We start from the raw sequence: 22,611 nt of genomic DNA, 5'->3' as shown, positions 1-22,611 counted from the left end.
GTCTATTCCCCGAATTTTGAGGTGAGGGTATTACTGCTCGCAAATAGAGGGATAAAATGAATTTACTTATTGACTCTAACGTTCCGTCATACTTTATCGTATGTATTAAGGGGGAGATACAAATGACAATGAGAGTAAAAGAAGTAGCTGATTTAGTTGGAATTAGTGTGCGCACACTGCATCATTACGATGAAATTGGGTTGTTAACCCCAGACGAGACGACAGAATCTGGATATCGTCTGTATTCTGACAAAAATTTAGAGACGTTGCAGCAAATTTTATTTTTTAAAGAGCTAGGCTTCCCTTTGAAGAAAATTAAAGAAATTATCATGAGTCCGTCATTTGATCGCGAAGAAGCATTACAGCTTCATAAGAAAATGCTTCTTGAAAAACGTGCGAGGTTAGATAAGGTGATTGCGACGATTGATAAAACAATTCAGCATACAAAAGGAGAGATTGAAATGACGAACAAAGAGAAATTTGAAGGATTTGATTTTAGCCATAACCCATATGAAGAAGAAGCGCGTGAAAGATGGGGAGATACAGCTGTAGATAAAGCGAACGAATATGCAAAAGGTATGTCAAAAGAGAATCAGGAAGAGTTTAATACTATTTACAGAAATTTAGCGGCGCTTAGACATGGTGCACCTGATTCTAAAGAGGCACAAGAAGCTATTAAAGTATGGTATGATTACTTGCAAAACTTTGGTGAATATTCATTAGAAGCCTTCAAGGGACTCGGTCAAATGTACGTCGCTGATGAGCGCTTCACGAAAAATATTGATAAGTTTGGCGAAGGGTTAGCACAGTTTATGTGTGATGCGATGGAGGTTTATGCGGATCGTAATAAAAAATAAAAAGTAAAACAGGTGGAGGTTTTCTCCACCTGTTTTACTTTTTAATCATATCATTTAAAGTCTGATCCCCTGTGTTGTTCAAATGAGGATTTTTACTCATTTCCCGTTTTAACATATCGAGGCTTTGCGTATATTCTGTATCATTTAATGCACCAGATTGCAGTCCTTGAATTTGAGAAATCAACTTTTGGTCTGTCGATACATATGCTTTATAATAGCGAGGAACGATGGACAAAGCAGCTTTATATACTTGATCCGCTACGAGTTTCGGATTCGTTGTGTTTGCACGGTATACAACAAATACTTCATCATCGGTAACGAGCGTAGCAGCGTTTGTAACGTCAGGAAGTTTGACCGTCATGCTTGTAATCATTTCAGCAACTTTCTCACGGTTAATGGCTCCTACTTGTTTGTTAGATACTTCATGCTTTTGTTTAGATGAATAACCGACTCTCGTTAATCGTGTATTTGTATTTTCCGTATGATACATGTCGTTTTTGTTGGAAACAAGAACACGGCTTCCTTCCTCACGTTCCATTTCGGCTTTATTCGTTGATTGGCAGCCTGCAAATAGGGAAAGAGTGAGAAGGGAAAGTAAAATTTGTTTTTTCACGATGTATCACCTCCTTCTCCATAGCATGTACTAATTTGCAATTTTTTGTATTTGAAATTGTTGGTTGTTATGCTTTGTGATACGATAAAAAGAAGAATGCTTAGAGAGGAAGTTAATGATGGAGCAAAAGCAAGAAATTCATGCTACGGTGAGCATTAATAATGTTCAGTACGAAGTAATTAAAAACTTTCGTGACGGTTTTAGTGAAGAAGCATTTAAAGAGCGCTATGCAGAAATTTTAAATAAATATGATTATATCGTTGGAGACTGGGGATATGAGCAACTTAGATTGCGCGGATTCTTTGATGATAGTAACCAACGTGCGACATATGATACGAAAATTAGTACTTTATCAGAGTATTTATACGAGTACTGTAACTTCGGTTGTGCACACTTCGTATTACGAAAAGTGAAGAAATAAAAAAATCCTCTTACGATTGTAAGAGGATTTTTTGCATATTCTCGCTTATAAACAAATTGAAATATAATCGCCTTCAGAGAGTTGTTTATTTGGTTTCATTTGTTGTCCGTTCAATTGAATATCCCCACTTTTAATTTTATCCACAATGGTAGTACGGCTCCAATCTGAAATATATGTGGATAACACTTTATCAATTCGGTGGGAGCCAAAAACGATGTCTAATACAATCGTGATTTCAACTATGCCACTTTCTTTATGTTGTGTCATAGAAATGGTAGTAGTTGTTTCTGTTTGGTCTTGCTGAATCATATCGATTGTTTCCACATGATCAGTAAATGATTTATAAATGCGCAGTTTTTGATTCCACGTATGATCGTTCGGGCATTTATAAATGGCAAAGCGGTATATGTTTTTTCCATTGGCGTTATGCCTGCGAATATTCGTATCAGTAAATAGGGTATTACGTCCGCAATTTTTACAATATTTTTCGATTGTGTTTTGCTGATTTTCATATAAACTCCAAGAAAGTTGTACTTTCTGCATTTTCCTTCACCTCTTATAGTAGTGGTAAAGGAACGTAATACAGCTATTTGGATGTCTTGTAGTATGAAGACATGAGAAGTAGACAAAAATAAAAGGAGGTTCCCCAAAGAGGAACCTCCGTAAACATCATACTACAGATGCGTTACGTTCCTTTGTAATGGGAATGGGCAGACTACTCCCTTGAAAAAGCACAGTGCTTTTTTGAGAGTAATGCTATCCAATTGCTGGTCCATTACAAAGTAAATGTTGGCATACGTAGATAACGTCCTTTCTATCCAAATAGATTTACTCTTAATTATAACATAGAAGAGTGAAAATTCAAAACTCTTACAACGAAAAAACACCAGCTAAAATAGCTGGTGTTTGAGATAAGTTATATAAGTTCAAATAAAAATGAGCGTAATTCTTCTGCAATTTCTTCAGTCATAGAAAATGCGTGCTCTAAGTAGCCTGGTTCGTTTAAATCGTCAGGACCGATGATTGCAAATTTATTGCTCTGCATATCAAGGACAATTGTTTTACCGTAATGACGATCGGAGTATAAAAGCGCTAAATCATGACGCTCATTTTCTCCCATAAAGCTAACGAAACGAGTTTTTGTAGCGACAGTATCGTCGTACAGAAAGAAACGTTCTTCCATACACATGGCTCCTTTATTAAATATCTAAGTTTAAGTGTGGTTTATGATCTAAATGGTGATGCGTTTTAATGAAACGTACTGTTCTTGTTTTGTAACGCATAACGATAGAATATGTTTCAGCTAAATCTCCGCCAAGGAATTTCACGCCGTCTAATAACTCACCAGCAGAAACACCTGTTGCTGAGAAGATTGCATCATCACCAGATACTAAGTCATCTAACATAAGAAGTTGACGAGGATCTTCTAATCCCATTTCACGACAACGAGCTTCTTCTTCTTCGTTCATTGGAACTAAGCGAGCTTGCATTTCACCTTCAAGGCATTTTAATGCTGCTGCAGAAATAACGCCTTCTGGAGCTCCGCCAACACCTACGAATAAGTCGATACCTGTTCCAGGTAGTGCTGTTGCGATTGATGCACCAACATCGCCATCACCAAATAATTTCACACGAGCCCCTTTTGCACGAACACGGTCAATAATATCTTGATGACGTTCACGTTCTTGAATGATAACTGTTAGATCACGAATCTTTTTATTGTTAGCTTCTGCTACAATTTCAATTGTTTTTTCAATTGGATCATCTAAGCTAATTTTACCAGCTGCTTTTGGACCAACCGCGATTTTTTCCATGTACATATCAGGAGCGTGAAGAAGGTTTCCTTTATCTGCGATTGCGATAACCGCCATTGCATTTGCAAGACCTTTTGCAACGATGTTTGTACCTTCTAATGGATCAACGGCTATATCTACTTCTGGACCGTTACCTGTTCCTAGTTCTTCACCAATATATAACATCGGTGCTTCATCAAGTTCTCCTTCACCAATTACAACTGTACCTGCCATGTTTACTGAATCGAACATATCACGCATAGCTGTAGTTGCTGCATCATCTGCTTCATTTTTCTTTCCGCGGCCCATCCACTGTGCGGATGCTAATGCTGCTGCTTCTGTTACACGGACAATTTCTAGTGCGAGTTCACGTTCCAAGATTTCATTCCTCCAATTTCAAAAATCATACAAATATAACTATAACAAATAACGGAGAAAAGGTGAATTCGAAAAATTGTCGATTTTTTCAGAAGAAAGCGTTACAATTAAAATGTAAATGCTTTAATTTCCAGGTAGGTGACATGAATGTACTTCGTAGACAGAAAAAAAATAGAACAAATGCTAGTATGTTTAGAACGAGCAACAAATACATTTCAAGAGAAGAAGATATATGAAACCGAGTTTGAATTTTATGCATTAGAGCGCATAGCCCATCTTATGATTGATTGCGTATTAGATGTAGGGAATGCGATGATTGATGGATTTATTATGCGCGATCCAGGAAGCTATGAAGATATTATCGATATTTTAATGGACGAGCGAGTGATAAGTGCAGAAGAAGGACAAGGAATGAAAGAAATTATCCTTCTTCGAAAAATGCTTACGCAAGATTATATTCAAATGAATCATGATGAATTATATAAGACGATTCAAAAACATATTGCGGTGGTAGAGAACTACCCGGCAAATATTCGCAGTTATTTAGAGAAGGAATTAGGGCCTGTATCTGCATTTGTACCAGAATAATTATGCTTATGAGATCCCCGGGAATACCTTTTGGGGATCTTATATTGTATGTGAGAAAGAAAAGGGAAAAGGGAGAAGGGTAAAGCATGGGGGAAGCACGCACTACGAAAGACGAGATTGTCCAATTGTTGAAAGTAAAGGGAGAGCATACGGTAGCAGAATTAGCTGACGTTTTAGAGATTACAGAAATGGCGATCCGAAGACATTTAAGTAATCTGGAGAAAGATGGGTTCATTTATTCTAAGATGGTCAGGCAACATGTCGGAAGACCAACTTATTTGTATGGGTTAAGTGAAAAGGGAGAAGATACATTCCCGAAAGAATATAAGCAATTTGCGATTGATATGCTAGAAGATTTAGCTCGAATGGGCGATGAAAAAATACTTCGTTACGTTTTGAAAGAAAGAACGAAGCGAATGGAAGAAAAATTGCAAAAGAGAATCAGTAATCAAAAGAACTTAGCATATAAAGTGCAAGAGGTAGCAGCAATGCAAGAGAAAAATGGTTATATGGTTCAAATAAAGAGAGATGGAGAGAACTCTTTCGTAATTGAAAAGCAAAACTGTCCGTTAAAGGAAATTGCAGAGAGATTCCCGCAAGTATGTGCAGATGAAAAAGAGATGTATAAGCGTTTATTTGCGAATGCAGATGTAAATACGCTAGCAAACATGTGCGAGGGTGATTGTAGTTGTTCTTACCAAGTAAAAGAGAAAAAATGAACGTTCTGGGGCGCTTTAAGGTAAAGCGTTTTTTTCTTTTGGAAAAGGGGGTAATATAAGAGTGGTATGATAGATGAGAACTCTAGCATAGAAGGAGAGACATAATAGATGTATAAAGGTTATTTAATTGACTTAGACGGTACGATGTATCGTGGTGAAGAACAAATTGAAGAAGCAAGCGACTTCGTGAAAGCATTAGGAGAGCGTGGCATTCCGTATTTATTCGTTACGAATAACTCAACTCGTAAACCAGAACAAGTTGCAGAAAAACTTGTTCGTTTCGATATTCCAGCGAAAGCAGAGCAAGTATTCACAACGAGTATGGCGACAGCGAATTTCATTTATGAACGTAAACAAGATGCAACTGTATACATGATTGGTGAAGAAGGCTTACATGATGCTCTTGTGGAAAAAGGATTTGAACTTGTGGATGAAAACCCTGATTTCGTTGTTGTTGGTTTAGATCGCGACATCACATATGAAAAATTAGCAAAAGCATGTCTTGCTGTACGTAATGGTGCAACGTTTATTTCTACAAATGGAGATATTGCTATTCCAACTGAGCGTGGATTATTACCAGGTAACGGTTCATTAACATCAGTTGTTACAGTATCAACAGGTGTGGAGCCAATCTTTATCGGAAAACCAGAATCAATCATTATGGAACAATCGTTAAAAGTGCTTGGCATAGGAAAAGATGAGGCATTAATGGTTGGGGATAACTACGATACGGACATTTTAGCGGGAGTAAATGCTGGTATGCATACCCTTCTTGTCCACACTGGAGTCACAACTGTGGAGAAGTTAACAGAATACGAAGTTCAACCGACGCAAGTTGTGCATAACTTGACGGAGTGGATTGAGAAGATGTAATGAAATGCAGGTAACCGGAAGAGGTTACCTGTTTTTTTATGCATAATTGCATATGTACTATAAGTATATAAAATGTAAAATTTAAATGTAATGATGTAAGGGGGAGAGAATAAGAATGTACTGGATGTCATGTATTATGTTTGTTTTTACATTATGTGTTTTGTTTTTTATTCTATGGAAGATATATAAAATAAATGAAATGAAAAAAAGCGCGGGAAAGCTTATTGCAGCATATCCTCGGGTGAAACGACGTTGGATTGCCTTACTTGGACCAGCGTACTTTATCGGACAATGTATGTATATATATGCTCAATACGTAAGTGGTGATATTGGCACACTTGAACAGTTTCTCATTCAGTCAGGTAGTTATGCTGTAGCAAGTTGTTTTATGACTTTAATAGCGATCCATCTTATTAAAAGTGTAAAAATATATGAAAAAGGTGTAGTAGACGGATTAAACTTTTATTCATACGAAGAATTGAAAGGCTATAAAACATCAACATGGGAAAATCCAAAAGAAAATATATTTTTATATCGCGGGCGAGAAAAAATGAATGACAATGTGAATTTACTTATTAGACAGGAAGATATGAATGAATTAGAAAGCATTCTTCAAAGGTATATTCCGAAATTAATGATGAAATGAAAAACTCCGGTTGTTAAAGCCGGAGTTTTTTTATTAAAATGCACGATTCACAACATCTTTAACCTCTTCAAGATATTGTTTACGCACACTGTCATCCACAGAAGGAACACTTGTATAGAATGTATGCTCAAGTGTTTCAATGCCTGTAAATTCAAAAATACCAACATCTGCTGTTTTTTTCATTGCATCAAACATACCGCCTGCTGTGTATACTTCTTCCGAATTTCCCATCGTAGATAATAACAATCCTTTTTTACTGCTTAATAACTTTTCAATACCATTTTCACCGTAAGCATAAGCGAAGCCGTGGCTAAATACACGGTCAACGTATCCTTTTAAAATAGCAGGAAGACCCGCCCACCAAACTGGGTAAATGAATGTAATACTATCAGCCCAAGTGATATGCTTTTGTTCTTCTTTAATATCTTCTGGTGTGTTTCCTTGGGAAAATGAGATGAAATCGGAAGCACCTAATACTGGATTGAAGTTTAATTCGTATAAATCACGAACGTGTACTTCATGACCTTTTCCTTCTAATTCACCTTTTACAGTTTCTAAAATTGCATGGTTAAAGCTTTCTGTATTCGGGTGTGCATAAACGATTACATGTTTCATTGTTCTTCCTCCTACTTGTGGATATGTGAATAGTTTTTATATATTCGTGTAACTATTATGGTTACTTTCGTTGCGAGAGTCAACTTTTCTGACGTGAGAAATAGAGTGAAATTTTAATTGGTGGGGGCTATCCATCCCGCACTGATTATTTGCTTACACTAATCGGGCACTTAATGCCGGTTAATATAAATGTTAGTATGTGACAAAAAAATACAAAATAGTAGGGATTTTGCATTTTTGAATAGAATATATAGATTGGTAAATAGAGAGAGAAGGGGATATCGGGATGAATATTATTGAAATTGAAGGGTTAGAAAAATCGTTTGATATTGGAGATAGTAAAGTAAAGATCTTAAAAGATATTAATCTTCAAATTCAAAAAGGAGATTTTGTTTGTATTATGGGGGCAAGTGGATCGGGGAAAACGACCTTACTTCAGCTGTTAGGTGGATTAGATATTCCATCAGTAGGTAGTATTCGAGTTGATGGTACGGAGATTTCAACATTAAAAGAAAAAGAGCTCGCTTTATTTAGAAGGCATAAAATCGGTTTTATTTTTCAACAGTTTAATTTAATTCCAGTGTTTAATGCGGAGGAAAATGTAGGGTTGCCTTTATTATTAGATAATGTTTCGCAAAAGAAGGCAACGGTGACAGCAAATCGTTTATTAGAGCTCGTTGGATTGAAAGGAAAAGAAAAGCATTTACCAGCACAGTTATCAGGTGGGCAACAGCAAAGGGTTGCGATAGCAAGAGCCTTTGCAAATGAGCCGGCTATTATATTAGCAGATGAACCAACAGGGGCATTAGATTCAGAAAACAGCAAAAATATTATTGCGGCACTTCGCAATGCATGTGATGAATTAGGGCAAACAGCTGTCATTGTAACGCACGATCCGTTCGTAGCGGCCCATGCTGATAAAGTCGTTTTCTTATTAGATGGTGAGGTGATTCATGAGCATGCTGAAAGTAAAGGATGGAAATTTCGAAATATCCCGCAACAAGTTATCCACATTCAAGAGATTATGAATTGTCACTTTAAAGTAGGAGGTAAAGGTGATGCGATGGGTAATTAAGTATGCGGTAAAATCGATGAAACAAAATTGGTTGCGAAATATGTTGATTGCCCTCGGTGCAGCTTTAGGTGTTATGTTAGCGACGATGTTATTGCTAGGCAATCAATCAGTAGAGCAAAGTGTGAAGGAACAAGTAGTAAGTCGGTATGGAGATTATAATTTACAATTTGGCTATATAAAAAATGATATGTATTTAAATAATGAAAGTTTAAAAGGAATAGATGGCTTAGAAAATGCTGAAAAAATATCAAAAGCACTTATACCGTATCCTTTTCCACATTATAAAGAATTATCGGGAAAGCCATCTTATTGGGGTGTTGAGCAAGATTCTCCAGAAATGCATTCTTATAAAATATTAGAAGGACGATATCCGAAAGAAGGTGCTGAAGTAGCACTGACAAAAGGGTATACAGATCGTGAAAATATACGGGTAGGAGATACGATTAAACTGCCATTTCCGCAGCATGGTGAAAAGACTGTGAAAGTTGTCGGTATTTTAAATCCACCGTTAATGGCGTCAATGGGACATAGTGCTTATTTTCCAATCCATTGGCTTCAAAAAGAATTAAATTTACCAAATCAATTCAATCTTGTTCAAGTGAAAGTACAAGATGTAAATGTGAAAAAAGCAATTGCTTTTGATGTACATAAAAAGATTGAAAATATAAAGGTGGACCAACGTACTTATGTAGATAAGGCATTTGAACGACTAAATGTAATGAAGCCATTAATTTTTAGTTTAGGTGGTATTGCCTTATTTGTTGTAGCCCTTTTAATAATGGGAAGTTTCTTCTTATCTGTCAGAAGTCGATTTAAGCAATGGGCATTATTACGTGCACTTGGTAGTAATCCAAATCAAATTATATTAGTCGTTTTATTAGAGGCTTTATGTATTGGGGCAATCGGATCGCTAGCAGGAGTTATTCTTGGAGCAGGTACTCAAACAATCGCCGCATCATTTATTAATAAATGGGTGAATATTGAGGAGGCAGGGAAAGAATCATTTTCGATTTCAGGCGAGATTTTACTCATTACGTTTTTACTAGGAATTGTTATGTCTATTATAGGGGCTATTATACCAGCCTTCATGGTTAGAAAGATTCCACCAGTTCAAGCGCTTAGGCCAGGTCTTCCTAGTAATGAGAAAAAAGAAAAAAGGTGGAGTGCTTTTAGTGGTAGCATTCTAATCATTGGTACTGTTATTGGACTAACGGGTAACGTATTAGAGCGGTATATAGGTTTTAATCCAAGTGCTATAGGTGCGCTGTTATTTGCGGTCGGTTTGTTATTTGCGATTCCGTTATTTATTCGGATGATAGCACCAGTGATTGCAAAACCACTTCAAATGATATTACGAATTGAAACGACGATTAGCAGCCGGAATGTAATTCGTTATCGGCATAAGGCAGCTGTATCGGTTGCTATACTAGCATTTGGTTTTATGTTAGCACTTGTTGGAACGATGTATATAAACTCTATTTACGAAGGCATGAAAGATGGGTTACAAAAACATTTACCAGCTGATTTAGTAATAAGAATTCCAATAGAGTCGCAAAGTACTGAAGTATTACCATTTAGTTGGATGGAGAAGGTTAAAAAAGTTGATGGTGTAGAAGAGAGCGTAGCAAATGTTACTGACTTTACAGCGAAGCTTATAAATTATGATTTTAAAAAAGCGGATCAAGAATGGTATGAAAATGTGAGGAAAGATGATTTTGAATATGATGTGATAGAAGTTGTGGGGAATGATATTGTTGCTTATCAAAAAATAACAAAAGCGAAAGTGATTACAGGACAAGATTTAAATAAGCCATTACAAGATGGTGAGGGGGTCGTTACGAAGAGAACTGCTAAAACATTAGGGATTCAGTTGCATGATACGATTGAAGTACAAGGGAAGGGGAAAGAAAAACAAACGATTAAAGTCGTTTCGATTATTGAGCAAGGATTAAGGGGAAGAGGATTAGACATTTTCGTAAATGAACAATGGGTTCGTGATAAGTTTTACGTGCAAGGATATGAAGCAATTCAAGTTATGACAAATTCTAATCAATCATTTGAAGAGATTAAGAAGCAAGTAAAACAAATTACAAATAATAAAGAGAACGTAGAAGTTATTAATAGCCATGAGTTATTGAAAGAACAGGAGCAGTTATTATCGCAAATGATGATGTTAATTCGCTTGTTAGTTGTAATTGTTTTCATTATTTCTGGAATAGGGTTAATGAATGCGATTGTCTCAAGTTTACATGAAAGACGTGCTGAAATTAGTATGATTCGTGCGGTAGGGGCTATTCCGAAGCAAATGAGACGGATTGTTTTATTAGAGGGAACTTTACTTGGAGCGATAGCTGGTTGTATTGGCATTTTTGGCGGGATTTTGTTTAGTTATATTGTGTTATCAAGCTTAGATTTAACGGTTATTATCATTCCGTATAATCAAGTTTGCATATTAGCTTTTGCTAGTGTGGTGCTTGGAGCAGGGGCAGCGATGATTGCTTCATTACAATTAAGAAAGTTCAAATTAAGTGATACTTTAAAGGAATTATCGGCATAAAAGATTGCTATACCCCGCTCATACAAAGAACAAAGAAGACAAATAAAATGATGACAATACCAATACCGAAGTTAAATACGAGAGTACTATCCATATATGTAACCTCCTTGTTTTAAAGTGAAAAGCACTCTAGTCAGAGTGCTTTTTATTTTGAATCTCCCGTAACGTACTTCACAACTTTTAGAAAGGGATTCATGCGTGTAAAGAGTTACATTATTTTATGCGTTTATTTTGGGGAATGAGTAAGTCCTTATGAAATATAGAAAAAAGACACTCTTTCGAGTGTCTTTTATGATGACAAAATGTGTCAATTGCTTGAGTTCGATAAGACGCTAATTTCCGTTTTAACGCCTTTTCTTTAATCAAGAAGTGTAGCAACAGCGATTCAAATAAATTGTACCATTTGTGTAATGTTTGTGTGCATGCAATTCTGCATATTTCAATTAGAGGGAAATAAGGTGCGGAGAATGAATGAGTATATAGAACACTTGATAAGGAGAGAGAAGGATGGATATACATAAGTTAACGGTAGAAGAAGCAAATGAGATAAATACGTGGACCTACGAGGAACCATATAATTTATATAGTTTTTCAGGCGAGAAAGAAGTGATAGAAGAGCTATTAGATGGAACGTATTATGGCTGTTGTGACGATCAAGGAGAGTTCATCGGCTATTTTTGTTTTGGAGAAAATGCACAAGTACCAGGTGGAAGAGATGCTAATTTATATGGTGGAGAAAATCTGATTGATATCGGACTTGGTATGAAGCCGGCGTTAACAGGGAAAGGAATGGGGAAAGAATTTTTCAAAGCTGGAATAGCGTTTGCCACGAAAGAGTTTAATGCAAAAATGTTTCGATTAAGTGTAGCAACATTTAATACAAGAGCAATTACGCTATATAAAAATATAGGTTTTCAGCAAGGACCTATATTTTTGAGCCGCGGAAGAGAATTTATGCTCATGGAATATGAAAGACCGTCAGCATAAAACTGACGGTCTAGAAAGCATTATTATTATTCCGAGTGATCAGCTCGGTGCGCTAAACGGCTTGAAGCAGCGGCAGCGATTCCGCCAACGATATCATCAAGGAATGTATGCACTTTGCCAGTTGATTTATCATTTAAGTATTCTAAAATACCAGGTTTTAATTTATCGATATATCCAAAGTTCGTGAAACCGATAGAGCCGTACACGTTAACGATAGAAAGTGCGATAACTTCATCAATTCCGTATAAGCCTTCATCACGTTTTACGATATCTTGTAACGGCGCACTTAACATTCCTTTTTCAGCAAGGACATCGAGTTCGATACCAGTAATTAGTGCGTTTTGTACTTCACGTTTTGATAATACACGCTCAACGTTATAACGGCATTCTGACATCTCTAAATTTGGATGATATTTTTTTTGAAGAAAATGAACAAGTTCAGCAATATCGTCAATTGTTACACCGCGTTCTTGTAATAGTTGTAATGCTCTTTCTTGTAGTTGATTTGATTCTTTCATGTTTATCACCTTTTTTTCTTTTTAGTATTTGTATACGTTTCGTTGCTTTATCATGTGCATAGGAATGAAAGGCGAGCACAAGCTCATATATATAAAGAAAAACCATAGGTGGCGACTGCGATGATTCAGCATATTTATGAGCATTATCACATGCATGTTAAAGAATTAATCCCCCTTGGCCCCTATAAAAGCTTTTGGATTCGCAACAAAATTTATGTACTTGTTCCAATTGGAAAAATGGAGGAAGAAGTACTTGTAGAGATGAAAAAGCTCAGTGACTATATGAACCAGCAAGGGGATATGACTGTAGCGACTTTCGTTCCGACTATACACGGCTACTATGTAAGTGAGATAGAAGAACAAAATTACTGCTTATTAAAAGGTATGCGCACGTTAGAACGACATGCTATGTCATTAGGAAGTGAGCTTTCTATATTCCATAAACGAGGTGCATTCTTTCCAGAAGAAATTGAGCAATTAAGCCGCATTGGTGAATGGAAAGCGTTATGGGAAAAAAGGCTCGATCAATTAGAAAAATTTTGGCAATCACAAGTGATGAACCACCCTACAGACGTATTCGATCAATTGTTTATCGAATCCTTCCCGTATTATTTAGGAGTTGCGGAAAATGCAATTCAGTATGTTGTCGATACAGAGATGGATGATACGCCACAAATGACCGATGCGGCAACAATTTGCCAGGAGCGATTTACACCTTTATTATGGCATCAAACGAAGCGTCTAAAACTTCCTTTTGAGTGGGTGTATGATCATCCCACTCGAGATATAGCAGAATTGATTCGCTATATAATGATTGAAAAGAAGAAAGACTGGGAGCAAACAATCGTTCAATTTGTTACAGATTATGAACGCAATTATTCGCTATCCTCATTTGGTTGGCGCTTATTATTTGCAAGGCTCCTGTTCCCGCTCCACTATTTTGAAACGGTCGAACGATATTACCAAACTGGGAATGAAGAACAAAAAAGTATATATAGAGATCGCTTAGAAGCTATTTTACATGATGTGAACCGCTCTGAGCAATTTATGAGGAATTTTTATGGATCACTTCGTTTGCCAATTGATAAGTTAGGGATTAGAAAATTAGATTGGCTATCTTAAAAGTATAAAAAAGAGACCGATTGAGGTCTCTTTTTTATACCGCAATTGTATGTAATACATTATGCTCCTACCTGTTGATCTGCACATATATTTAAAATGAATTGATTTCTTTCGATTTTTTCATTTACTTTACTCAATAATTCTTGCTGGATTTCTTTAAATAAAAATTGATAGCTTGTATTCCATGTTGGTATAACGGACGAAAGGCCTAATAAATATTCTTTTTTCTCTTCTAGTTCTTGAATTGTTAAAAAAGTGTTCCCCATTTTTGGCATGTGTCGTCCCCCTATGTTTTTTACTTCATCCCGCTATTTGTGGGAATCGGGATGCCCGTAAACACCCACTGATTATAGTTTCACTTTATATGTGTGAACGATTCACTATATAGTATTAATTATCGCATTTTTTGAGAAGGATTTCCAATTTTGTTTTATGATGTTAAAGTAGAAGTGTTATTTGAATAAAAAAAGAGACCCATTGGGGTCTCTTTCTAGGAAGCGATTCTGAACGAGCCGCTTCTGCTTTTAATTAATATCTAGCTCCAGCGGCTAAAATGTTCGGTGGCTTCGCTTCTTCCACCGAGGCACATTTTGAACGAGCCGCTTCCGCTTTTAATTAAAATACTTGCTCTACTTCAATAACGCCTGGTACTTCTTCAAGTAACGCGCGCTCGATACCAGCTTTTAGTGTGATTGTAGAACTTGGGCAGCTTCCGCATGCACCCATAAGGCGTAATTTTACGATACCTTCTTCAATGTCTACTAATTCAACGTCTCCGCCATCGCGAAGTAAGAACGGACGTAATTTATCTAGTACTTCTAGTACTTGTTCTTGCATATGTGGGTTTTCCATTTTTATCGACTCCTTTCATCAGTTTTATTATAATCAAGATAGAGGGGAAAATCTATTTTTTCTGTTCTTGTTTTATTGTCGAAATATTTTATCATGTGTACAACGTGTTTTTTCAGTATAGGGGTATGGAATAAGTTTGTAAAATGATGTGCTTATGTACTAAGACATCTGAATATACTGTTAGAACAAGAAGTGGGGGAGAAGAAATGGTTAATGTGCAAGTGTATGGGACGAAAGTAATTTGTGCGAGCTGCGTCGGAATGCCATCTTCAACAGAAACGTTTGAGTGGTTACAAGCGGCGATTGGTCGTAAATATGAAGGACAAGAAAATAAATTTAATTTCGAGTATATTGATTTTCAACAAGAACAAGAAGATGAAGATAAAAAAGCATTCGCAGAGCGCGTAGTAGAAGAAGATTTATTTTATCCAGTCGTTCTTGTGAATGGAGAGATTGTTGGAGAAGGAAATCCTCGTTTGAAGGATGTTTACGAGGAAATCGAGAAATATTTATAAAGCAGGAAGCCTTTGCGAATTTGCGAAGGCTTTTTTTAATGGAGGGATAGATGTGGAGAATGGAATAAAACAAGCTTTACCAGCAGAAGTAAAGCAGTTAATGGAGCAGTACATAGTAGGGTTAAAAGAAATTTTTTTAGATGGAAAAATAGTCGGAGTATATGTTTACGGCTCTATTGCGCTAGGTGCATTTCATATAGAAACGAGCGATGTTGATTTTGTTGCAGTACTAAATGATTCCGTGAATGAAGCTGAAAAACAACAAATTGTAGAACTGCATAAGAAAATGAGTGAAAGTACGCTAGGTAAAAGAATGGACGGTATGTATATTCCGCTTGCTGACTTAGGGAAATACAATCATGAAATAAATGAGTACGTGTATTGTGCAGATGGTAAGGCGAATATAGGTCATTGGGATATTAATGCGGTCACATGGTGGACATTAAAAAATCAAGGCATTACAGTTATCGGGAAAGAAGTAGAAGACCTTCCATTTCAAATAAAGTGGGATGATGTAGTAAATACAATGAAATATAACGTAGAACATTACTGGAGTGAAAAAGCGAAGCGTCCTTATTTGTTTTTCATAGAAGAATGGGTAGAATCAGCTGTCGTTACGATGGGGCGTATTTTATATACGTTAGATCATAAAACAATTGTTTCAAAAGATAGAGGATTGCAATACTTGTTAGAACGCTCAGCGAAAGAATGGGAGCCTTTATTAAAAGAAGTAGAGCGAATGAGGTATGATCCAAAGGAGAAGAAGAAACTTTCTATTTGGAGAAGGGCTGATATGACGAAGAGATATTTGCTTAGTATGATTGAAGAGTGTAGGGGGAAGTGGTAGAGAAAATAATGAAAGCATCCTTTGTATGAAGGATGCTTTTACTATTGTTATATAATGAAAAAGTACTTTACACGGAATGAGAATTCGAAAGATAATATAAAAAAATATGTAGGCGAGGAAAGCAGATGAGTAAATATAAATTACATATAAATAAAGAACAACTATGGAAAGGTTGTATCTTAAAGTCGATTGCAGATGCAATTTTTGTAGCACATGCTCCTGATTTCTCGCATGAAAGTTCATGGGATGGGTTTAACTATAATATGCAAGATAGTCAAGGCGGAAGAGGGACAATTACGTTTCATCCGGATTATACGATCGTATGTCTGCAAGATGTGAATAGCGAGAGAATTGAAGAGTGGATTGATGCGGCAAATTATTTTGAAGGGGCACCTTTGGAAGTAATAGACATTGCGAAAGAGGAAGCACTTCAATACGTATTAGAAGAAGTAGAAGGCGAAACAGTTCCTTTTATTACAACTGCATTTTGGATTGAGGATAGCGGTGCGTATTCAATTGATCCATTTGAAGAGATGGAAGAGCACGGTGGATTTTTATTAGAAATTCCATTACTTGATACGGAATCAGCAATTGAAAGACTGGAAGAAGAGTATGAACTGACAGCGGAACAAATAGAACTTTTACAATTCGTGTATGAGAGAAAAATCCAAAATCCAAACGAGAAAATTAAGTTGTCTAAAGAGGAAGTAGCAATGATTGGGACGGAGGGTAGTGAAAGGTTAGAAGTGAGTAAAGCGTCATTTGAAGAAATGAATATTACTTGGTAGTTGTAGGAGGAAATATAAAAAGTGTGATAAAGGACTAGTAGAAAGCACAATGTACATTTACATTGTGCTTTCTACTAGTTTTTTCATATACATATCAACTTCATGAAAGAATACTTTTTTTTCTCGTTATTAAGATGCACAGAGCAATGTGAATATTGCTGTAAATAGTGATTAGCTTGTTCGTACTGTTTTAATTTGTAGAAAGAAAAACAGGTAAGAAGCAGACACGCTTTTTCTTGTAATATTGGAACGACAGCTAGTAACGGAGTAATGGAATGTATATTTATTTTTGTTAAATTTTCATAAGAAGCCCACGTTTGAAACCAGTCGAAAATGGTAGAAAGGTAATCCGGAATGTCGATAGTTTCATGTGAAACATTATGCAATAATTGGTTCTGTTATATAAAGATGGGGAAATTTATATTGTTACTTCAAATTTAGAATTAATAATACTTGATGCTGAATGTGGCGAAGTAAAAGATATAATGAAACTCCCTAAAAATGTTGTTAAAATAGATTTTATTGTATCAATTGAGGAAATTAATGATAGATTATTTATTAGTTGTGTAAGTGGAAATATGTTTTAAATAGTAGAAAGTTAATTTGTGAAGTCTTTTAAGTCGAGATTTTAGGTTAGACCATACCATAATAGTAATTTATATAATAGGAGTAGGATGTGTCCAAATGATTTTGGGGCATCTTTTTTTGTGAACATACAAAACATTTAACTTAGTGTATTAAACGTATGATTCATAAGTATTTTAATATATTTTAAAGTAAAATTAAATAATAAACGGATAATTGTCGGAATATATTCGATTTCCGCTCGTTTTTATGAAATATATGTACTTTTTGTTAGATTCCTTCTTTTTGTACATATACAATACCTGTATATAGAAATAAGAAAAGGATGATGTACGTGAAAGACACTGTTTTACAAGAAACAATTTCTCCACAAGAGTTACATAAGATTGTTCAAAAGAATACGGCGTATTATGACTTTAAATGGGGAAAAGTAGAAAATCCAGCACAAGGGAATACGTGGAATTGGGTAGCATTTTTCTTCCCAACTTTTTGGTTAGCTTATCGTAAAATGTATAAGTTGTTTATTATACTTACGTTATTGGCGGTACCTAGTATCGTTGTAACTCCTTTTATAGATATTTCAGATGGGATTTATTTAACAGTTAGTTTAGTTCTTCAATTAGGAATGATGATATTTACTGGATGGCAAGGAAACCGTTTATATTATAAGCATGCTATTCGAGTTTTACATAAGGAAGAAGATATGCCGGATCACAAGAAGGCGTATTACTTACAATCAAAGGGCGGCGCTAGTGCTGCTGGTATGATTGGTTTACAAGTTATAGTGGGGATAGTGTTTGGTGGAGCTATGTTCGGACTTTCTCTTTTACCAACTGAGCCGAATATTAAAAATGTTGTTCGTTCAAGTGATGAAGGATTTACTTTAGAGGTTATGACTGATAATCCAACTTGGAAGTTCGTGAAGAAAGAAAAAGAGTATGACGTAGTAGAGTTTACTGGTTATGACTATACAGAGAAGAAAAACGTAAAAATTAAATTCGCTGTTTATTTCAGTGAAGGTTACTTTGAATGGCAAGAAGTATATGAGAATAATAAGAAGTTAAGTGAAGAAGAGTTAGAAGAGTATCAATTTTATATTGAAGAGAATGGTTGGGGGTTCTAGTGAGAACTCATTCATTTTGAAAAGAAGAATCTTGTGAAGGTTCTTCTTTTTTATTGTAAACACCATACGAATTGAAATTTTGTAAAATACAATAAAAAATGAGAATTTGAGGTAGGCTTGTCAATAACGTAAGACTATGGCACTATAAAGAAATGCTATACAAATTTTATTTATCGACATGTAAACATCAAATTTGATTTTTACGTATAAATAATGAACGGAGGAAATGAATTTATGGCTACTTTACCAAATTGTCCAAAATGTAATTCAGAATATACGTATGAGGATGGCGTTCTTTTCGTATGTCCAGAATGTGCTCATGAGTGGGGCAAAGAAGCAGAAGCTGAAAATAATGATGGTGCAAAAGTTGTAAAAGATGCAAACGGAAACGTTCTTCAAGATGGTGATGCTGTTACTGTAATTAAAGATTTAAAAGTAAAGGGTACTTCTTCAGTTGTGAAGATTGGTACGAAAGTAAAGAGTATTCGTCTAGTTGATGGAGATCATGATATTGATTGTAAAATCGACGGTTTCGGAGCTATGAAGTTAAAATCACAGTTCGTTAAGAAGGCGTAAGACAAATAAAAAGAGGAGGCTATTCGCCTCCTCTTTTTATTATGTCACTTTTTGTCGGTAAATCGATATTTCGTACAAAATCGTTGATATATTCTGAGTTATGATAGATATATTTGAAAAATCGTTGATATATTGTAAGTTATGATAGATATATTGAAAAAATCGTTAATATAATTTCATTCGCCGTGAACTACGCACGATTCACCTCGCATCATAGTCAATTTCTTTCAACTGACAGCGCTTATTAAAGAATGTTTTATATCCAAGCTGTAAGAAGATAATGACAGCGAAAGCAGTACTCCCTGAAATACCGAGTATGATAGCAATTTGATATTGAATTGCTGTAAACGGTGATACACCGGATAATATTTGACCGGTCATCATACCGGGTAAGCTTATAATTCCCATACCGACCATGGAATTGATTGTTGGTAAAATAGCAGAATCAAAAGCGTCCCTTATGAGGGGAGCAGTTGCTTCTTTCGGTGTTGCGCCGAGCATAAGGGTACCTTCAATATGATCTCTTTGAGATTTCATATTGTTTAAAAAGGTGTTTGCCCCGAGGCAAATACCGGTCATAGCATTACCGATTAACATGCCGGCAATAGGAACGATATATTGCGGTGCATACCACGGATTATGCCCGATAATAACAAAGATAAATAGTAGTAATGGTCCGATTGATCCCGCAACCATGGAAAGAGCGGCTACACGTTTTAATTCTTTGGACAGCGGAATATTAACTCGTTTATAAATATTAAAAATAGCAAATGTAGTAATAGAGGTAATGAGAGCAATTGTATAAAATGGATTACTGTTTTCAAATATGTATGTAAGGACATATGCAACAAGTACGAGCTGAATGGTCATACGGAATGTTGCGATCGCAATTTGTTTCTCGCGAGGTATCCCTTTTAATCTTACAAGTCCGATTAAAATAAGAATGAAAATATAGGCAGCAGCAAGTTGCCAAATTTGGAGTTCAATAACGCCCTTCAACTGAGAGCACTCCCTTTCTAGTTGCACCGTTTGTTTTACTAATTTCAATAATATCGTCTGCAATTTCTTCTGGAAGTTGTTGCGAGTGCGTGATGAAGATAACGGTTTTTTTCTTTTCTCTTGCGAGTATAGTGAATTGCTTCATAACGCGGCGTTCTGTATCACTATCTAATGCCGAAGTTGGTTCATCTAATAAATAGACAGGCGGATCCATAAGTATGATGCGAGCAAAAGCAAGCCGTTGTTTTTCCCCGCCTGATAATGAAGCGGCGTTGTCTTCTAAATTTTTATTTAAGCTAACAGTCGTTAATGCATTCTGCAAAGTATCATCACTTGGAGATGGTTTTTCAGAAAGACGAAGTCCCATTAATAGATTGTCTTTAACTGTTCCGTCAAAAATAGGTGGAGTTTGTCCGAGCATAACTACGTCACGGCGTAATTGAATAGGGGGATAATCAGAAATTGGTTTTCCGTTATATTCGATTGTACCGGATGTTGGAGATTGTAAATCATTTAACATGCGAAGTAATGTACTCTTTCCGCTCCCACTTTCACCGATAATACAAGTGATTGTCTCTTTTTGAATCTGTAAATAAGGAATGTGTAGTATATCTTTATATGTAACGTCTTTTAATATAAACATAAATTGCTCCTTTCTGATTCTAGTTATATCGTATCAAAAAAGAGAGAGAAATAGAAAAATAAGGTTATAAAGAGCAACGTTTTTTCTTCGTCTTGAGTTTTATTAATAAGTTAAGTAAACAATCTAATTCTTGACTGAAAGAAATTACTTTATCATGAGTGAATCCGTACATTTCAACGAGATAGATCAATTCTTTCTTCTTCGCTTCTATTCGATCGTATAGTTTCGTCAAGTTCATAAGTGAAATGTAATGCCTCCTATAAAAGTATTTATCACATAAAAAATAAGACCGAATGAATTCGGTCTTAAAGGAAATAATAAAAACAACTTACAAATAGCATACACTTTTCATCAATAGTTTTTAATATAAAAATAGAAAATTTTGTGAATAAATATTGAGAAAAATATTTCTGATAATTTCTGTTTATGAAAAAAATTTTTTCAACTGATGAAAAGAGGCTGCCTACATAGTAGACAGCTCGTAAAGTATTAACCGTTATGATATTTATACATCCAAAGAAGACCGGATTTTAATAATCTCGGTACACGTCCCATTAATGGTTGGTTTGCTAGTAAACCAAATCCGTGTTTTTTGCCGAGGGAACCGAGAACACCTTTTAATTTAATAACAGGTAGTTCATCAGGAAGTGGTTCATTATTCCAACGTTTTAATAATATTTGGACAATTTGTTCTCCTTGACCTTCAGCAAGTTGAGCAGATGGTGCGTGTGGAAGTGCTGCACAATCTCCTACAACGTAAACGTGCTCGTCATTTGGAATATTGTGATATTTTGTTAAAACAACCCGTCCGCTACCATCTTGTTCAACCGGAAGGTTTCGAACAACTTCATTTGCTTGAATACCAGCTGTCCAGACGATTGCATCACATGCAAGAGGTTCATCGTGGTTGTACACAATATTTGGTTCGACTTTGGTAATGTTAGAGTTTCGTATAATGGTAACGTTATGTTTTATAAACCATTCTTCTACATATCTACTTAATTTCTCTGGATATGGGAATAAAATTCTATCTTTTCTATCAAATAAATAGATTTTTAAATCAGAACGGCTCTCACGAAGTTCACTTGCTACTTCAACGCCACTTAAGCCAGCACCAACGACAGCAACTGTAGCATTCGGTTCTAGGCCATTTAATTGTTCATATGTCTTACGTGTTTGTTCAATTGATTGTAGGCTGTGTGTATATTCCTTTGCCCCAGGAACGTTATGATATTTATCTTCACAGCCAAGTCCGATAATTAAATCATCATATTGGATTGCTTCACCGCCATCAAGATGAACAGCTTTTTCTTCGAGATCAATATTTGTTATTGTGCCGTATTGAATATTGAGGCGTGGGTGCTCAGGAAACGGTATGCGAATATGCGTTTCTGAAATTGTACCCGCTACTAATGCATAATATTCAGTTTTGAAACAATGGTATGGTACTTTGTCGATTAATGTCACCTGTACATCATCTGGAAGTTGGTTGCTTGGAAGTAGCCGTTGCAGAATTCTCATTCCACCGTAGCCACCACCTAGTATTACGAGGTGTTTCATGATGGATTACCCCTTTTCTGTTGAAATGTCCCCTAATCCTAAAATTTTATATTAATAAAATATTTCGACTTTACTCAATCAAATTATATCGAATTTGTGAACAAATAACAATGCATGAATGAATACTCTGTTGTACAATAAGAAGAAAAGTAAAGTAAACTGTTTTCCTTTTCTAGTTACTATTTCATTATGAAGGCCGAAAAGCAGTGTTGTGAATATATTTATATAGAAAAGAATATTTGCTTTGAAGTGAAACAGTGAAGGAATTGAATAGTTTAGTAAGTGTAATGAAAACAACAAGAAACAGCTTAGTTTTCTTCTTATAGATGAAGTCAGAAGGTAATTTGTTTTGTAGTACAGG

Annotated in this window: 27 protein-coding genes and 2 pseudogenes; 16 read left to right on the top strand and 13 right to left on the bottom strand. The window is 35.7% G+C overall.

The annotated features are described in order from the left end of the window. Positions 1 to 122 precede the first annotated feature (122 nt). Positions 123 to 857: a MerR family transcriptional regulator gene (locus tag JDS95_RS22785; RefSeq protein ID WP_000178765.1), complete on the top strand. Its 735-nt coding sequence runs from the start codon at positions 123 to 125 to the stop codon at positions 855 to 857. A 34-nt stretch (positions 858 to 891) separates the two neighbouring features. On the opposite strand, the gene JDS95_RS22780 is transcribed toward JDS95_RS22785, so the two are convergent. Continuing rightward, positions 892 to 1,470, bottom strand: a complete 579-nt coding sequence (locus JDS95_RS22780; RefSeq protein WP_000744140.1) for a YhcN/YlaJ family sporulation lipoprotein — start codon at positions 1,468 to 1,470, stop codon at positions 892 to 894. 118 nt (positions 1,471 to 1,588) lie between these two features. On the opposite strand from JDS95_RS22780, the gene JDS95_RS22775 reads away from it, so the two are divergent. Further along, positions 1,589 to 1,891 (top strand): YutD family protein, encoded by a 303-nt coding sequence (locus tag JDS95_RS22775; RefSeq protein WP_000435941.1) that lies wholly within the window; start codon positions 1,589 to 1,591, stop codon positions 1,889 to 1,891. A 45-nt stretch (positions 1,892 to 1,936) separates the two neighbouring features. On the opposite strand, the gene JDS95_RS22770 is transcribed toward JDS95_RS22775, so the two are convergent. From JDS95_RS22770 to glpX, 3 genes are all read right to left on the bottom strand, one after another. Continuing rightward, a complete protein-coding gene (locus JDS95_RS22770; protein ID WP_001174592.1) occupies positions 1,937 to 2,434 on the bottom strand; it encodes a hypothetical protein in 498 nt (165 codons plus the stop codon). A gap of 373 nt (positions 2,435 to 2,807) precedes the next feature. Further along, a complete protein-coding gene (locus JDS95_RS22765) occupies positions 2,808 to 3,074 on the bottom strand; it encodes a DUF3055 domain-containing protein (RefSeq protein ID WP_000392613.1) in 267 nt (88 codons plus the stop codon). Positions 3,075 to 3,090: 16 nt separating this feature from the next. Then, entirely contained in the window at positions 3,091 to 4,062 is a 972-nt protein-coding gene (gene glpX / locus JDS95_RS22760) for a class II fructose-bisphosphatase (RefSeq protein WP_000439085.1), read from the bottom strand. Positions 4,063 to 4,209: 147 nt separating this feature from the next. On the opposite strand from glpX, the gene JDS95_RS22755 reads away from it, so the two are divergent. The 4 genes from JDS95_RS22755 (at position 4,210) to JDS95_RS22740 (ending at position 6,888) form a co-directional block, all read left to right on the top strand. Further along, positions 4,210 to 4,650 (top strand): DUF86 domain-containing protein, encoded by a 441-nt coding sequence (locus JDS95_RS22755; protein ID WP_000273995.1) that lies wholly within the window; start codon positions 4,210 to 4,212, stop codon positions 4,648 to 4,650. Between the two features lie 86 nt (positions 4,651 to 4,736). Further along, a complete protein-coding gene (locus tag JDS95_RS22750; RefSeq protein WP_000503334.1) occupies positions 4,737 to 5,369 on the top strand; it encodes a helix-turn-helix transcriptional regulator in 633 nt (210 codons plus the stop codon). 108 nt (positions 5,370 to 5,477) lie between these two features. Next, on the top strand, positions 5,478 to 6,242 hold the full coding sequence (locus JDS95_RS22745) for a TIGR01457 family HAD-type hydrolase (protein ID WP_085451236.1): 765 nt from the start codon (positions 5,478 to 5,480) through the stop codon (positions 6,240 to 6,242). Between the two features lie 115 nt (positions 6,243 to 6,357). Then, positions 6,358 to 6,888: a hypothetical protein gene (locus JDS95_RS22740; protein WP_000289890.1), complete on the top strand. Its 531-nt coding sequence runs from the start codon at positions 6,358 to 6,360 to the stop codon at positions 6,886 to 6,888. A 33-nt stretch (positions 6,889 to 6,921) separates the two neighbouring features. On the opposite strand, the gene JDS95_RS22735 is transcribed toward JDS95_RS22740, so the two are convergent. Next, complete coding sequence (locus JDS95_RS22735) at positions 6,922 to 7,503, bottom strand: NAD(P)H-dependent oxidoreductase (protein ID WP_000683404.1); 582 nt, start codon at positions 7,501 to 7,503, stop codon at positions 6,922 to 6,924. A 286-nt stretch (positions 7,504 to 7,789) separates the two neighbouring features. Between JDS95_RS22735 and JDS95_RS22730 the strand changes: the two genes are divergently transcribed. The 3 genes from JDS95_RS22730 (at position 7,790) to JDS95_RS22720 (ending at position 12,122) form a co-directional block, all read left to right on the top strand. Next, entirely contained in the window at positions 7,790 to 8,578 is a 789-nt protein-coding gene (locus tag JDS95_RS22730) for an ABC transporter ATP-binding protein (protein ID WP_001021167.1), read from the top strand. Continuing rightward, the gene (locus tag JDS95_RS22725) at positions 8,562 to 11,135 is read left to right on the top strand and encodes an FtsX-like permease family protein (protein ID WP_199690805.1); all 2,574 of its coding nucleotides are present in this window, start codon (positions 8,562 to 8,564) and stop codon (positions 11,133 to 11,135) included. Before JDS95_RS22730 ends, JDS95_RS22725 begins: the two co-directional genes overlap by 17 nt. Before the next feature lie 507 nt (positions 11,136 to 11,642). Further along, on the top strand, positions 11,643 to 12,122 hold the full coding sequence (locus JDS95_RS22720; RefSeq protein ID WP_000351182.1) for a GNAT family N-acetyltransferase: 480 nt from the start codon (positions 11,643 to 11,645) through the stop codon (positions 12,120 to 12,122). Positions 12,123 to 12,148: 26 nt separating this feature from the next. Here the strand turns inward: JDS95_RS22720 and JDS95_RS22715 are convergent, their stop codons facing one another. Beyond that, positions 12,149 to 12,640 (bottom strand): phosphatidylglycerophosphatase A family protein, encoded by a 492-nt coding sequence (locus JDS95_RS22715; protein ID WP_000665097.1) that lies wholly within the window; start codon positions 12,638 to 12,640, stop codon positions 12,149 to 12,151. A gap of 120 nt (positions 12,641 to 12,760) precedes the next feature. Between JDS95_RS22715 and yutH the strand changes: the two genes are divergently transcribed. Next, positions 12,761 to 13,762, top strand: a complete 1,002-nt coding sequence (gene yutH, locus JDS95_RS22710; RefSeq protein ID WP_000614221.1) for a spore coat putative kinase YutH — start codon at positions 12,761 to 12,763, stop codon at positions 13,760 to 13,762. Between the two features lie 59 nt (positions 13,763 to 13,821). On the opposite strand, the gene JDS95_RS22705 is transcribed toward yutH, so the two are convergent. Both JDS95_RS22705 and JDS95_RS22700 read right to left on the bottom strand, forming a co-directional pair. Continuing rightward, on the bottom strand, positions 13,822 to 14,037 hold the full coding sequence (locus JDS95_RS22705) for a hypothetical protein (RefSeq protein ID WP_001125484.1): 216 nt from the start codon (positions 14,035 to 14,037) through the stop codon (positions 13,822 to 13,824). A gap of 340 nt (positions 14,038 to 14,377) precedes the next feature. Continuing rightward, positions 14,378 to 14,614 (bottom strand): NifU family protein, encoded by a 237-nt coding sequence (locus JDS95_RS22700; RefSeq protein ID WP_000431159.1) that lies wholly within the window; start codon positions 14,612 to 14,614, stop codon positions 14,378 to 14,380. 206 nt (positions 14,615 to 14,820) lie between these two features. On the opposite strand from JDS95_RS22700, the gene JDS95_RS22695 reads away from it, so the two are divergent. The 3 genes from JDS95_RS22695 to JDS95_RS22685 all read left to right on the top strand — a co-directional run bounded on the left by JDS95_RS22695 (position 14,821) and on the right by JDS95_RS22685 (position 16,764). After that, entirely contained in the window at positions 14,821 to 15,129 is a 309-nt protein-coding gene (locus JDS95_RS22695; protein ID WP_000248598.1) for a YuzD family protein, read from the top strand. A gap of 52 nt (positions 15,130 to 15,181) precedes the next feature. Continuing rightward, complete coding sequence (locus JDS95_RS22690) at positions 15,182 to 15,976, top strand: nucleotidyltransferase domain-containing protein (RefSeq protein WP_002045632.1); 795 nt, start codon at positions 15,182 to 15,184, stop codon at positions 15,974 to 15,976. Positions 15,977 to 16,101: 125 nt separating this feature from the next. Then, positions 16,102 to 16,764, top strand: coding sequence for a hypothetical protein (locus JDS95_RS22685; protein ID WP_000049711.1), 663 nt, complete (start codon positions 16,102 to 16,104; stop codon positions 16,762 to 16,764). A gap of 57 nt (positions 16,765 to 16,821) precedes the next feature. Here the strand turns inward: JDS95_RS22685 and JDS95_RS22680 are convergent. Further along, a pseudogene (locus JDS95_RS22680) lies at positions 16,822 to 17,162 on the bottom strand (DUF4304 domain-containing protein); the annotation flags it as partial. Between JDS95_RS22680 and JDS95_RS32175 the strand changes: the two are divergent. The 3 genes and pseudogenes from JDS95_RS32175 to phnA all read left to right on the top strand — a co-directional run. Further along, positions 17,157 to 17,351 (top strand): annotated as a pseudogene (locus JDS95_RS32175) (hypothetical protein); the annotation flags it as partial. The pseudogenes JDS95_RS22680 and JDS95_RS32175 overlap by 6 nt on opposite strands. 326 nt (positions 17,352 to 17,677) lie before the next feature. Then, positions 17,678 to 18,472 (top strand): DUF2628 domain-containing protein, encoded by a 795-nt coding sequence (locus tag JDS95_RS22675; protein ID WP_002045631.1) that lies wholly within the window; start codon positions 17,678 to 17,680, stop codon positions 18,470 to 18,472. A 234-nt stretch (positions 18,473 to 18,706) separates the two neighbouring features. Then, positions 18,707 to 19,048, top strand: a complete 342-nt coding sequence (phnA, locus tag JDS95_RS22670; RefSeq protein WP_000212733.1) for an alkylphosphonate utilization operon protein PhnA — start codon at positions 18,707 to 18,709, stop codon at positions 19,046 to 19,048. A 201-nt stretch (positions 19,049 to 19,249) separates the two neighbouring features. Here the strand turns inward: phnA and JDS95_RS22665 are convergent, their stop codons facing one another. The 4 genes from JDS95_RS22665 to JDS95_RS22650 form a co-directional block, all read right to left on the bottom strand. Continuing rightward, positions 19,250 to 20,047, bottom strand: coding sequence for an ABC transporter permease (locus tag JDS95_RS22665; protein WP_000679274.1), 798 nt, complete (start codon positions 20,045 to 20,047; stop codon positions 19,250 to 19,252). Next, positions 20,031 to 20,690, bottom strand: a complete 660-nt coding sequence (locus JDS95_RS22660; protein ID WP_000470290.1) for an ABC transporter ATP-binding protein — start codon at positions 20,688 to 20,690, stop codon at positions 20,031 to 20,033. Before JDS95_RS22660 ends, JDS95_RS22665 begins: the two co-directional genes overlap by 17 nt. Positions 20,691 to 20,754: 64 nt before the next feature. Next, complete coding sequence (locus JDS95_RS22655) at positions 20,755 to 20,928, bottom strand: aspartyl-phosphate phosphatase Spo0E family protein (protein ID WP_001054622.1); 174 nt, start codon at positions 20,926 to 20,928, stop codon at positions 20,755 to 20,757. Positions 20,929 to 21,179: 251 nt separating this feature from the next. Then, positions 21,180 to 22,250 carry an NAD(P)/FAD-dependent oxidoreductase gene (locus tag JDS95_RS22650; protein ID WP_000682063.1) on the bottom strand — a complete coding sequence of 357 codons (1,071 nt, stop codon included), beginning with the start codon at positions 22,248 to 22,250 and terminating at the stop codon, positions 21,180 to 21,182. Positions 22,251 to 22,611 lie beyond the last annotated feature (361 nt).

Source organism: Bacillus cereus group sp. N24 (assembly GCF_016483345.1).
GTDB classification, from domain to species: Bacteria; Bacillota; Bacilli; order Bacillales; family Bacillaceae_G; genus Bacillus_A; species Bacillus_A toyonensis.
The sequence above is the reverse complement of the archived record's forward strand: the minus strand, read 5'-3'. Positions and strand labels throughout refer to the sequence as shown.